This is a genomic window from Chloroflexota bacterium (assembly GCA_035652535.1).
In the GTDB taxonomy this organism is placed as follows: domain Bacteria; phylum Chloroflexota; class UBA6077; order UBA6077; family SHYK01; genus DASRDP01.
This window is the reverse complement of sequence record DASRDP010000149.1, coordinates 1-12,211: the sequence shown is the minus strand read 5'-3', so window position 1 is coordinate 12,211 and position 12,211 is coordinate 1. Positions and strand designations below refer to the sequence as shown.

Genomic DNA, 12,211 nt, shown 5'->3' with positions numbered 1-12,211 from the left:
GGACCGAAGAAGGCGATCTTGGCCTTGATGGCGTCGGAGAGCCCGCGGATGAACATGGGCAGGCCCAGCCCAATCGAAATCGTGTTTCCCTCAGCGTCGAAGAGCCCGACGGTGAAGTCCAGCGCCTCGTAGATGATCATGTTGTAGGCCGTGCGCATGAGGTTGGTCTTCATCTCATCCGTGATCGCCACCACCGCGTTCCGAATGATCTCGGCCGTGATGGCGTCGACGGTCGGCGGCGCTTCTTCGATGGTGCTCATCTCACCCCCAGCTCGATGACCAGGTGTCCGTATTCGTTGACGCGGGCGAGGTCTCCCTGCCCGAGCACCGTAGACGAGGCCGACTCCTCCACGACGGCCGGGCCGACGATGGCGTTCCCCGCGCGGAGACGCTCTCGATCGTAGACGACACACTCCCGGGGCCCGTGCAGCTCGTCGAACACAATCGGGCGCCGTGGCCTCTGCGCCTCGCCGGGCGGATTCGATTCCCCGGGCTCGAGCCGCGGCGTCGGGGGCTTGGCGATGCGCCCGACGACCGACACGCGCAGGCTCACCAGCTCCACGGGCTCTTCGGGCGCGCTGTGGCTGAACCTGAGCTGGTGCGCGTCGTTGAAGGCCCGGTGGATGGCCGCGCGGGCGTCTTCGGAGCCGACGTGGGCGGGCACGGGCAGCGCAACAGCGTGCTCCTGACCCACGTAGCGCATGTCGGCGGCGCGTTCGAAGACGATATCGGTCGTGCGAACCGACGTCGACCGCAGCGAGGCGAGCGCCTCTTCCTCCAGCGTTCGGTACAGCGATTCCAGCTCCGCCATGTCGATTTCCGCGAGACGAGCGAAGTGGGTGAGCACGAAATCCCGGCGAACGTCCGCCATCAGCATGCCGGACGCCGAGAAGTGGGCGGGCGCCCGCGGGATGACGACCCGTCCGATGTTCAGCTCGCGCGCCACCGCCACGGCGTGGGGCGGCCCGCCGCCTCCATAGGCGATGAGGGTGAAGTCGCGCGGATCGAGGCCGCGCTCGGTGGTCACGGACCGCACGGCGTTCGCCATCGAGGCGACCGCGATGGCGAGGATCCCGGACGCGGCGCGCTCCGTCGAAAGCCCCAGAGGTTTCGCGATGTCGGAGACGATGGCGCGCCGCGCCGCCTCCGCGTCCAGGCGCATCTCGCCTCCGAGGAACTGGTCGGGGGAGATTCGGCCGAGGGTCACATCCGCGTCCGTCACGGTGGGGCGCGCGCCGCCGCGCGCGTAGCAGACCGGTCCCGGCTCCGCGCCGGCGCTCTCCGGCCCAACGTGCAGGGCGCCGCCTTCGTCGATCCAAGCGATGCTGCCGCCGCCCGTGCCCACCTCTTTGATGTCGAGCACGGGAATCCGAATCACGAGTCCCTCGTTATACCCGCCGACGAAATAGTCGGGCGACAGGTCGGGCGCGCCGCGGCGAACCACGCACGCCTTGGCGGTCGTCCCACCCATGTCGAAGCAGATCGCGTGGTCGATTGCGAGAAGGTCGCAGATCGCGATGGACCCGACGACGCCGCCGGCCGGTCCGGACTCCATCATTTGAATGCACTGGCGGCGCGCCAGGTCGACGTCGCAGAGCCCGCCGCTCGATTGCATGATCAGAAGCGATCCGCGAAAGCCGCCGGCCGTCACGCGTTCGTGCAGGTCACCCAGGTACCGGTTGACGAGCGGGCCGACGTATGCGTTGGCGGCGACGGTCGACGTTCGCTCGTACTCCCGATATTCGCGCGACAGCTCGTGCGAGGCGGTGACGAAGATCTCCGGTGCCTCCTCCTGCACGATGTCCCGCATCCGGATCTCGTGGTCCGGCGTCGCATAGGAGTGCAGGAACAGGATCGCAACGGACTCAGCGCCGCGTTCGACCAGCGTCCGGGCGAGCGTGCGCGCCTCCTCCTCGTCGAGGGGCCGCTCCTCAGTGCCGTCGGCCAACATTCGCTCGTGCACCTCGAACACGCGGTCGCGCGGAATAAGGGGGCGGTGCTTGCGAAAAAAGAGGTTGAAGGACTCCGGGCGATTGATCCGGCCGATCTCGTAGACGTCGCGGAATCCCTTGGTCGTCACGAGCGCCGCCCGGGCGCCCTTCCGTTCGAGGATGGCGTTGATGACGATCGTCGAGCCGTGGATGATGAGCTCCGCCGCGGACGGGTCGTCGGTGACTTTCGCGAGGGCCGCCATGACCCCGTCGACGAGGTTCGACGGGGTGCTCAGCGCTTTGCCGAGGGCAACCCGACCCATCCGCTCGTCGAAGAGGGTCACGTCGGTAAAGGTCCCGCCGATGTCGACCGCGATCCGCACGGTTGCCCTCCATCCGTCGTGGCCTTCGTTATACTCGAGCCATGGCTCCAGACCTCGCGGACGAGATCATCACCGCGCTGCGTCGGCGGGACCCGCCAGCGGCCTTTGCGAGCGAGCTGGCGGCGACCCTCCGACAGGGGAGCGTCGTCTCTCAGGTTGAAGAAGCGCTAGCGCGCCTCGGGAGCGATGGCCGCATTGTGATTCAGGACCATGCGGCGCCCGACGTGCACCTCGAGACCGCGGACCTCCGGGTCGTCGCGTACGTCGCGGAGAATGGCGACGCCGACCCGGCCGCCGCCGCTGAAAAGGTCTGGAGTCGCTGGGTTCGCGCCTTTCTCAGCACTCACCGCTGCCAGTAGGCGACGGCCCTTACTGCCGAGACCCCGTATGGCCGGCCCGAAGCAGCGCGATCGTCTCGTCGACGGTTCGCACGCGCCCGAGCCGTGGGAACACGTGCTCCATGAAGAACGCGTCGACCTCCGGCCTCGATGCCCGGCACCCGTCCCGAAGGACCACGACGTTGAAGTCGTGGTCGCGCGCGGCGTACGCGGTGGCGGCCACGCCGACGTCGGTCGAGCCACCCGCGATGCAGATCGTGTCGATGCCCGGCGTCCGCAGGCTGAGCTGGAGGTGGGTGCCGAGGAACGCGCTCCACCGGTGCTTCCGAATCAGGTAGTCACCCTCCCGGGGCGCCAGCTCGTCGATGACGTCGGCGCCCGTGGAGCCGCGGACGGCGGCCGGCTTCAGGCGGCGCGCCGCGGCGACGTCGACGAACCGATCGGCGTTCGTGTCCGTGCGGGCGACGGCCCAGTCCGCGCCGTCCGGCCGATGGTCGGCGATGGCGTAGAAGACGGGCACCGAGAGCGCGCGCACGGCGTCCAGCATGCGCCTGCACGCGGCAACCTGGCTCTCCGCCTCCGGTCGGACCCTCCCGTCCGCGTCGCAGGCGTAGACCTTCAGCATGTCGAAGAGGAGGAGCGCCGTGCGGCGCGGGTCGAGCGCGGGCTCAGCCATGCTGCCCGCCCGCGTGGAGCATCGCGATAGCCTCGTCGACCGTTCGCACCCGCGCAACCTGTGGAAAAATCTGATCGACGTAAAAATCAGAGACGGTGGGGCCGCGCCCGGACGACACGGCGTCGCGAAGGATGACCACGTTGAAGTCGAGGTCGCGGGCCGCGTACGCGGTGCTGGCCACCCCGACCTCGGTTGATCCGCCCGCCAGGAGGATCGTGTCGACGCCGCGGCTCCGCAGAGATAGCTCCAGCTCGGTCTGGTGGAATGCACTCCAACGGTGCTTGCGGATCTCGTAGTCGCCGGGCTGAGGCTTGATCTCATCGATGACTTCCGCGTTCACGGACCCGTGGACGACGCCGGGTCCGCCGGCTGGCGCGTTCGAAGCGGGCGGCGGATCGGGGCGGCGCAGCTCGAGGTCGGTGATGACGGGCGAGGCATCACGGTGGTCCGCGCGGTGGTCGGCCGCGGCGTACACGACCGGCAGCCCGAGCGACCGCGCGGCGTTCAGGATATGCACACAGGCGTCGGCGAGCGGCCGGTCTTCCGGAAGGAGCGCTCGTCCTGCGCGATCATAGTGGTAGCCCTTCAACATGTCGAAGAAGACGAGCGCCGTCCGGCGCGGGTCAAGCGATTCGGACACCGGCATCGGAGCCGTCACAGCGTTCCACGGGTTCCGAACAACAGCGGCGCCCCCTCCTCGCGGCGGCGGTCGACCGGCTCGAGACCATCGGGGTTGGCAAGCTCCGCATCGTGCTAGCGCCTAATGAGGAGGCTGCGGACTGGCGGGAGACCGGTAATGATCTGACGGAACTCCTCCCCCCCGTTCTCGGTGACCCACACGCTGCCGTCGATGAAACCGATGTAGAAGGTGTCCGGCTCATCCGGATCGCCGGCGACGACTCGCGGTGCCGCGTCAATCGTCTCGGGGAGGCCGCCCTGCAGGCGCCGCCACGTCTTCCCCTGGTCGTCGCTCTGAAAGATTCCGGCGTTGGCGCTTCCCCCGCGCCGCCAGAACGGCGGTGGCACCGCCGCCGCCGCGGTAAAGAGGACCCTGGGTCGGGAGGGATGCACCACGACGTTGGTCATGTAGGTGCACGTGAGTCCCTCCATCGACGGTTCGAACGAGGCGCCCCCATCTTCGCTTCGAAAGAAACCCCGGCCCGACGTGGCGACGACGCGCGTTGGGTCGTCTGGCATCGACGTCACCGAATGGCAGTCGAATTCGACGTGGTCCTTCACGTTGAGCCATGTCTTCCCGGCGTCGACGCTGCGAATCACCCATCCCTCTTCGACGGCGCCGAGGATGCGGTCTGGAACCGCTCCGCACACGTCGATGTGCTTGACGTGCGCGACGTGCGGGGGGTTCGGGAACGTCCAGTGGTACGTTTCTGGCAGCGCGCGAACGCCGGGGAGGTCGGTCCAACTTTCGCCACCGTCCGTGCTCTTAAATACGGACGCCGGTTCCGTGCCCGCGAAGAGCTCGCCTGTGGCGGGGTTCTGCGCCAGGCTGAAGATCATCCGGAACAGGATCCCCTGGTTGGTCTCGCGCCATGAGGCTCCGCCATCCTCGCTCCGGTACACGCCGCCGAGCCCGGTCCCCGCGTAGATGCGTCGGGGGTCCCGCGCGTCGACGACCGGATACATCACCGTCCCGAGTCCCTTGAGCCCCAACAACGTGGCTTCAGAAGTCTTGCCGTTGGACTGCGCGCGAAACAATCCGTCCTGGGTGCCGATGAAGATCTGACGATCGGCTGCCATGTCGCCCTCCGTCCTTGGCACGACGTACTCGCCGCTATCCTATCACGTGGACGATCCACGAACAGGCCTTACTTTGCCGCCACGAGCTCCACGTCGAAGATGATCGTGGCGTTTGGGGGGACGGGTCCGTTGCCGCGCGCCCCGTACGCGAGATCGGGCGGAATGATGAGCCGACGCTTGCCGCCCACGTGCATCGACGCGATTCCCTCATCCCAGCCGGCGATGACCGCGCCGGTCCCGAAGACGAAGGAGAACGGCTCGTTGCGGTCGAGACTGCTGTCGAACTTCGTCCCGTTCACGAGCCAGCCCGTGTAGTTCACCTCGACCGTCTGACCGACGGTTGGGGACGGGCCGGTCCCCACCACCTCGTCGACGTATCGGAGTCCGCTGTCTGTCTTTTCGGGGGTAGCGTCGATGGTCGGCATCACGGCTGGCGTGCTGGCGACGCGTGGCGCCGCCGACGGCGCCGGGCTTGAGGTCTGGTTCACGCCCGCCTGGTCCGCGACGGTCGGCGCGCCCCCGGTGCATCCCGCGATCAGCAACATGGCGATAGCGAGAGGGATCGTTTGCTCGGCTCGGATCTCCCCTCCCCTAGCGTTTGCGCTCGGGCGTCGGGCTCGGCGCGTGTTGGAGCGAAGGCGACGTCGTCTGCGAGGGCGGCGGGGTTGTGGGCGACGGGCTGGGCGTGGGCTGGCTTGGCGTGGCGGTTGGGCTCTGTGTCGGCGTCGGCTGGCCCGCCGTGCTCGTCGGAGTCTGGTCGGGGACGGTCGTCAATTCCATCGTCGTTGGTGAGGGTGAGGCCGAAGCCGCTGGGACCGGCGAGGGAGTGGCCGTCTCGGAGAGCGCGGCGGACGCAACCACCTCGGACTCGATGTGGCTGAGAGCGGCGTTGAGCTGCTCGTCGATTCCGGCGCGAGCCGCGTCCACCGTAGGCGCGACCTCGACGTCAGGCTGAACACCGACGTTGTTCAGGATGGTCCCCTTGCCGGAGTCGATCCGGAGGGTGGTCACCTGGATGGCCGATCCATCGCTCAGGGGCACGACGATGCTGCCGGCCACCTCGCCGGCGGTGGAAGTCCCAATCAGCGTGGAATGGTTACCCTCCTGGAGCGCGGCCGCGAGGATCTCGCCCATCGACGCGGTTCCGTCGTTCACGAGGACGTCCATCGGCTTATCCCAGATCCGCCCGCTCGAGACGGTGGCGGTCGTCTGCTGGCCCCGGCGCGTCGTCTGTTGGTACACGGGTGTGCCGGGCGGGAGGAAATACCCGGCGATCTCGGTCCCGACGTCGAGGCGGCCGCCCGAGTTGTCTCGCAGGTCGAGGATCAGGCCCTTGGCTCCTTGTGCCTTGAATGCGCGGAGCTGCTGAGCCACGTCGGGCGCCAGATCAGCCGTGGGGAAGCTATCGATGTGGAGGTAGGCGATGTCGCCGACCATGTGCGATTCGAGGGTCGGCACGTAGATCGTATCGCGAGCGATCTCGACGTCGAAGGGGTCCGCGACCCCGGGCCGGGCGATGGTCAGCACGACGGGCGTACCTGCCTCACCGCGAATGCGGAGCACCGCGTCCGAGATCGCCATGTCACTCGCGGGGGCGCCGTCGATGGACAGGATGTGATCGCCGAACATGATGCCGGCGCGCTCAGCCGGGCTGCCGGGAAAGACGTGCTGAATGTGGAGCGGGTCGCTCGCCAGTCGCGCGCCGATTCCCTCGTAGTGAACGTCGCCAGATTGCCACGCCAGATGGTCCTGGTACATCTCCGGCGTCAGAAACTGCGTGTGCCCTTCGTTGAGCGCCGACGTCATAGCCTCGATCGCGGCGTAGGTCACCGAATCTGGAGCGTCTGGCGGAGGCGACGCGGCCCACACCGTGCAAAACTGGCTGGCGAAGGTGTCCCAGTTGGAGATGGAGTCCGTTGGCTCATCATCAGCGGCCGCGCCCGGGTCGAGCGCCGCGTACACGGCGCTGGCCGCTGGCGGGAGCAAGACGTCGGGCGTCGGTCGCTCGACGAACAGGACCGACAGGACGTCGAACGCTTCTTGGATCACGTCGAGGCTTTGTGCTGAGTCGCTTCCGACCTGGCAGTCGGCGGTTTCGGCACTCGCGGAGGTGGGGAGCGAGACCGCCAGAAATACCAGGAGCGAGACGAGGATCCGCATGGTCAAGAGCTCCCGAACCTCTGTGGATGTTGCGGCGTTCGCCGCGCGTAGTGGACGTTATCATAGACCATCACGCCGCTTGCGTACCGGCCTCGCGGACGGATGGCCGCCCCCGGTGCCGTCCGCGGGGACTTGGAATGACCCATGCGACGTCGCTCGAGCCACATGGCGTGGCTGGCCGCGTTCCCGCTCGTCTTCGCCGTAGCCTGTAACGTCGGCACCCTGGCGCAGGGTGTCGGCGGCAGCTCGCGCTCCCACGCGGACGTCACCGGCGGCGAGCTCGCGGAAGACAGTGTGCCGGTGGACGTTTTGGGCGAGCGGGTCCGTGGTTGTGACGTGAGGGGCGCCGCGCTCGAAGCGACGGTCGACGAGAGCAGCGAGTTCGAAGACTCGGTTGTCGCAGTCGTCATGGACGTCACGAATCTTTCGACCGAGCCCGCGATCGCGTTTCGCGCCTTCGTCCTGCGTGATGACCGCCGCCGCGCATGGAACATGGCGGACCGAACCGTGTTTCCAGGCTATGAGGCCGTGCGCCAGCAAGCGGCGACCCAATGGCCGGACCTCGCCACCGATAGCCACCAGATTCGCCCCGGCGACACCGAGACGTTACTGGCAGCATTCAAGGTGGGAGGCGACTCGACTGGCTTCCAGCTCGTCGGGACCCCCGAGACGATGACCGGTTGCCGGAGCGACTCGCCCGCTGGCTAGCGTCCCGTCGGGCTGTCGTCGTTCCGATCGATGAACACGCCCGGGCCGCCGGTGTCGAGCTCGTAGCCGAGAGGACCGAGGCTGGTTACGGCCGGGTGCGTAATGCTCGGCGTCCAGTTGACCCCACAGCCGCAGCTCGTGAATGCCACCGTTGCTACGTTCGAATCACCGTTGGCCGCGCGGGCAACAACGTAGAGCACATGGTTTCCCTGAGTTAGCGTACGCGGGATCCAGTCGAAGGTGAACCCGGCGCTCGCCCAATCCGGCCTCCCGAAGATGGTGGCAACGTCCTGCCGGGTGATTCCGAGGCGTGCCCGCCCGAGGAGCGTCCCGCTGTTCTGCTGGACTCCATCGAGATACACCTCCACGCCGACGATGCCACCGCCCTGGATTCCGGGCTCGGCAGCCCATCCGCCAACGGTCACGCGCTGTCCGTTCTCGATGCTGATGCCCGGGTCGGGCGCGTCGAGGCTCAGTTGCATGGCGGATGGGGCCGGCTGTGCCTGGGTCTGTGCACGAACTGAGGGAGCCATGCTCCCAGCCAGAACCAGAGCCAATGCTCCTCCCGCCGCAGCGCTGACAATGCTGCGCAATCTCCTGGACATTCGAACCTCCATTGCCTGTGTGCGAGATGCTTCCCGGTCCAAACTGCTAGTTATACGGGCTATTCGCGAATCCAGATGCGGCGGCTCCGAACATTCGATGGCCGTGCGTGCGCCGCTCGGACCGATCAGGCTATCGTAATGCGGCATCGCGCGGCCATCATGCTTTCGCGCTCAAGAATTCAAAGAGAGGTGCAGGGGCCGAATGCAGGGGATGAATCCTCGGGTCACGCTGCGAACCTGGCGGCCGCTGGTGATGGGCCGGCGCGGCGCCGTGGTCGCGAACCATCCGCTGGCTGCGGAGGCAGGGCTCGCGATTCTGCGAAAGGGCGGAAACGCCGTCGACGCCTACATCGCGACGTCGAGCGCCATCGGCGTCCTCGAGCCCCACATGTCGGGCATCGGGGGCGAAGGGTTCGCGCTCGTGTACATCGCGGATGAGGGGAAGGCGGAAGTCGTCAATGCCTCCGGGCGCGCTCCGCGACGGGCGACGCGGGACCAGTTTCCCCATGGTCTCCCCGCCTACGGTCCGTCCACGGTGATTACACCGGCTCTCGTCGCCGGGTGGTGCGCCCTCCATGCGCGGCGGGGGAGTCTCCCCCTCGGAGAGCTTCTGGAGTCCGCGGTCACCTACGCGCGCGATGGCTTCGCGGCGACCCAGACCTTCGTGCGATACGCCGGGGAGCAGGCAGATGCCCTGGCCGCGAACCCGGAGGCTGCGGAGGTCTTTCTCCCCGGTGGCTCACCCCCCGTTGTCGGCTCGGTCATCCGACAGGCTGGCCTGGCACGAACGCTCGAGGCCATCGGCGCCGGGGGCTGGGATGCGTTCTACACCGGTGATTCGGCCAGGGCGCTTGCTGCGTGGATGCGCGAACACGGCGGGCTGCTCGACGAAACGGATTTGCGGGAGTGCCGCGCCGAGTGGCAGGAGCCGATCAGCGTTCCGTACCGAGGTCTCGAGGTTCTCGAGGCGCCCCCCAATTCGACGGGCGTCACGTTTTTGCAGGAGCTGAAGCTGGCGGAGAAATTCGACCTCCGCAGCCTGTGCCCCGGCGGGAGACTTCCATGCGATTCGCCGGATCTGGTGCATCTGCTCGTCGAGATCAAGAAGCTGTGCTTCCTGGACAGGGAACGCGTTGCCGACGTCGGGGATCCGGCGGCGCTCTCGGCGCAGCTTCTCGCGGACACGCGCGTGGCTGAATTGGCAGGCCAAATCGATCTCAGGCGTGCGCTGGCATGTGCCGTGCCCGCGGACATGGCGCCAAGCGACACTACCTATCTCGCGGTGGTCGACGCGGCGGGGAACGCCGTGTCCGGCATCCAGAGCCTCAGTGACGCGTTCGGCGCGGACGTGGTCGCCGGTGACACGGGAATCCTGCTCAACAATCGGATGCGCCTGTGGCATCTATCCGAGTCTCACCCCAATACGCTCAAGCCAGGGAGGCGCGTGCGGCACACGCTGAACCCGCCCATGGCGCTTCGGGACGGCCGCCCCTACCTCGTGTTCGGAACGCCCGGCTTCGACGCGCAATTGCAGGTCAATCTTCAGACCCTCACCGGGATCGTCGATTTCGATCTCGACCCGCAGCAGGCGGTCGAAATGCCTCGTTGGCAGCATCTGCAGCCGGGAACCCTCGCCACGTGGCCTCATGCTTGTCCGGATGAGATTGTCGTGGAGGCGGGGATCCCGGAGGAGACGAGGCGCGAGCTTCAGCGGCGGGGTCACACGGTTCGGGTCGTTGGACCACTCGAGGGGCCAGGTGCCGTCAGCGCCTTACGCTTCGATCCGGGGAGTGGATTCTGGCACGCGGGAGCCGACCCCCGACGCGACAACTACGCGCTGGCCTGGTGAGGGGGTCGACTCCCGCGTCCGGCTCCGAGTTCTGTGCTGGCGGCGAACCGGCCTACCGGGGCGCGGCGAGGGGAGACGTCGTCACCGCTGAGATCGTATTGGACGGCGCGCTCTGGTGGCCTGCGGGATCGAGAGCGATCACCTCGAAGAAGTAGGTCGTGTTGGGCGAGAGGCCGGTTACCGTGGCCCCAGTCGTCATCACGGAACCGGACGTGACGGGAGCGAAGGGACCGGTCGGACTCGTCGCTTGCAGAACCTGGTAGCCAATGGCGCCGTTGCTCGGCGACCAGGTCAGCGTCGCTGTCGAGGCTGTCGTGGCCTGTACGGTCAGTCCGGTCGGAGCGGGTACTGTTGTCGCGGTGATCGGCCCGCCCGAGGTGCTCGTCGACGCCATTATTGGGCTCGAGGCGGTGAGCTGATTCCCGGCGCCGTCGAGTGCGATCACCTGGAAGTAATACAGCGTGCCGGGCATCAGGTTCACCACGGTGGCGCCGCTTGGACCGGCGTTGACCATGGACGCTGGAATAAACGGGCCGGTCGGATTCGTGGCCTGGAGCACCTGGTACCCTGCGGCCAGGGGTATTGGCGTCCAGGAAAGGGCGGCGGACGTGGCGGTCAGCGCTCCGACGCTGACGCGTGGCGTCGCCGCGGGCGGGCCGCCGCTGGTCGTCGCGGACGCGATGTTTGATGGCGCTCCCTGGTTTCCGAGGGCGTCGATGGGAACGACCTGGAAGTAGTACGTCACATTCGGCTGCAAGCCCGTCACCATCGCGCCATTGCCGCTGACAGCGGAGGTGATGGCGGGCGCAAAGGGTCCCGACGGACTCGATGACTGCAAGACCATGAAGGTCGCGCCGGGAACCGGCATCCACGATAGGGTCACTGACGTGCCGGTGGTGCTGACCACGGTCAGGCTCGTGCCGGCGCCGCCCGCGATGGGTGGCGCTCCGGTGATCTGCACGGCCGCCGGGACTGGCGACTCCAGCCCATTCGGGTCCACCGCGCGGATCTGAATCAAGTAAGGGGCGCCGGGGGTCAAGCCCGGGAGGAGACCGCTGGAAACGATCTGTCCGATGCTCTGGGGCACCGTTTGGGCTACCGAGTAGTTGAGCGGTGCTGATGCGAGCGTGTCGTAAATGCGGTAGGCGACCGCGCCGGGGACCCCATTCCATGAGAGGCCAATGGTCCCATTGGGTGGCGCGACGATGCTGAGGGTGGTCGCCGCGGCGCCCGGCGCGCCGGTTGGGGGCGGAGGGAGCGGCTGACCGAACGGCACACTGTTTTCGGGTGGGACGCCGAAATAGGGGGACGGGAGCGACGGATTGGCCACGTTTCCGCTCGGCGCGGCATTCGGAGCGGGAATGGCCTCCAGATTCGATGGGCGTGAGGGCTCGGAAACCGCCGGCGGAGCTGGGCTCAGCTGGGCTGGCGCCGGTGGCGGAGCCGCCACCACCGGCTGCTCCGGTGCTGGCGCCGCCTCAGGGGCTGGCGCCGCGTATGCCACCGCATACCACTGGGCCCCAAAGCCGAGCGAGCCGTCCCCGTTCGTGTCCCCGGGGTGCACATCCCCTGAGAAGTAGTAGAGGGGCCAATTGTCTACCGTGACCTGCCATGAGCCGTCGTCCCGTTGGATCAGGCCAAGGCTCGCCGGAAGGTCGTCCGGTGCGATCAAATCTCCGTCGATGGTGTACGGCGGCCAGATGTCGGCACACGACCCAGTGCAGTTGCTCACGGTCTCCTGGTCGCCATCCCAGGTGTAGAGCGTCCATCCATCGGGGTCTGTGAGAAGCATGCCGTACTGGT

The 12,211-nt window shown here is 67.6% G+C and carries 12 protein-coding genes; 3 read left to right on the top strand and 9 right to left on the bottom strand.

What is annotated here, in order from left to right; genetic code table 11:
- The coding region (locus tag VFC51_18190) for a hydantoinase B/oxoprolinase family protein (protein HZT08958.1) at window positions 1-260 on the bottom strand (260 nt) is incomplete at its 3' end.
- Entirely contained in the window at window positions 257-2,314 is a 2,058-nt protein-coding gene (locus tag VFC51_18185) for a hydantoinase/oxoprolinase family protein (GenBank protein ID HZT08957.1), read from the bottom strand. The genes VFC51_18185 and VFC51_18190, both read right to left, overlap by 4 nt.
- Before the next feature lie 41 nt (window positions 2,315-2,355).
- On the opposite strand from VFC51_18185, the gene VFC51_18180 reads away from it, so the two are divergent.
- On the top strand, window positions 2,356-2,673 hold the full coding sequence (locus VFC51_18180; GenBank protein HZT08956.1) for a hypothetical protein: 318 nt from the start codon (window positions 2,356-2,358) through the stop codon (window positions 2,671-2,673).
- A 10-nt stretch (window positions 2,674-2,683) separates the two neighbouring features.
- Here VFC51_18180 and VFC51_18175 read toward each other — a convergent pair whose 3' ends face one another.
- The 5 genes from VFC51_18175 to VFC51_18155 form a co-directional block, all read right to left on the bottom strand.
- On the bottom strand, window positions 2,684-3,328 hold the full coding sequence (locus tag VFC51_18175; GenBank protein ID HZT08955.1) for a cysteine hydrolase: 645 nt from the start codon (window positions 3,326-3,328) through the stop codon (window positions 2,684-2,686).
- Complete coding sequence (locus VFC51_18170) at window positions 3,321-3,974, bottom strand: cysteine hydrolase (protein ID HZT08954.1); 654 nt, start codon at window positions 3,972-3,974, stop codon at window positions 3,321-3,323. The genes VFC51_18175 and VFC51_18170 overlap by 8 nt, the downstream gene beginning before the upstream one ends.
- Before the next feature lie 107 nt (window positions 3,975-4,081).
- The gene (locus VFC51_18165) at window positions 4,082-5,086 is read right to left on the bottom strand and encodes a hypothetical protein (protein HZT08953.1); all 1,005 of its coding nucleotides are present in this window, start codon (window positions 5,084-5,086) and stop codon (window positions 4,082-4,084) included.
- A gap of 68 nt (window positions 5,087-5,154) precedes the next feature.
- A complete protein-coding gene (locus VFC51_18160; protein ID HZT08952.1) occupies window positions 5,155-5,631 on the bottom strand; it encodes an FKBP-type peptidyl-prolyl cis-trans isomerase in 477 nt (158 codons plus the stop codon).
- Window positions 5,632-5,677: 46 nt separating this feature from the next.
- Window positions 5,678-7,246, bottom strand: a complete 1,569-nt coding sequence (locus tag VFC51_18155) for a S41 family peptidase (protein ID HZT08951.1) — start codon at window positions 7,244-7,246, stop codon at window positions 5,678-5,680.
- 144 nt (window positions 7,247-7,390) lie between these two features.
- On the opposite strand from VFC51_18155, the gene VFC51_18150 reads away from it, so the two are divergent.
- Window positions 7,391-7,954, top strand: a complete 564-nt coding sequence (locus VFC51_18150; protein HZT08950.1) for a hypothetical protein — start codon at window positions 7,391-7,393, stop codon at window positions 7,952-7,954.
- Here the strand turns inward: VFC51_18150 and VFC51_18145 are convergent.
- Window positions 7,951-8,511, bottom strand: coding sequence for an Ig-like domain-containing protein (locus tag VFC51_18145; GenBank protein HZT08949.1), 561 nt, complete (start codon window positions 8,509-8,511; stop codon window positions 7,951-7,953). The genes VFC51_18150 and VFC51_18145 overlap by 4 nt on opposite strands.
- A gap of 259 nt (window positions 8,512-8,770) precedes the next feature.
- Between VFC51_18145 and VFC51_18140 the strand changes: the two genes are divergently transcribed.
- A complete protein-coding gene (locus VFC51_18140) occupies window positions 8,771-10,408 on the top strand; it encodes a gamma-glutamyltransferase family protein (protein ID HZT08948.1) in 1,638 nt (545 codons plus the stop codon).
- Window positions 10,409-10,460: 52 nt separating this feature from the next.
- Here VFC51_18140 and VFC51_18135 read toward each other — a convergent pair.
- Window positions 10,461-12,211, bottom strand: a 1,751-nt coding sequence (locus tag VFC51_18135) for a fibronectin type III domain-containing protein (protein ID HZT08947.1), incomplete at its 5' end; no start/stop codon positions are given.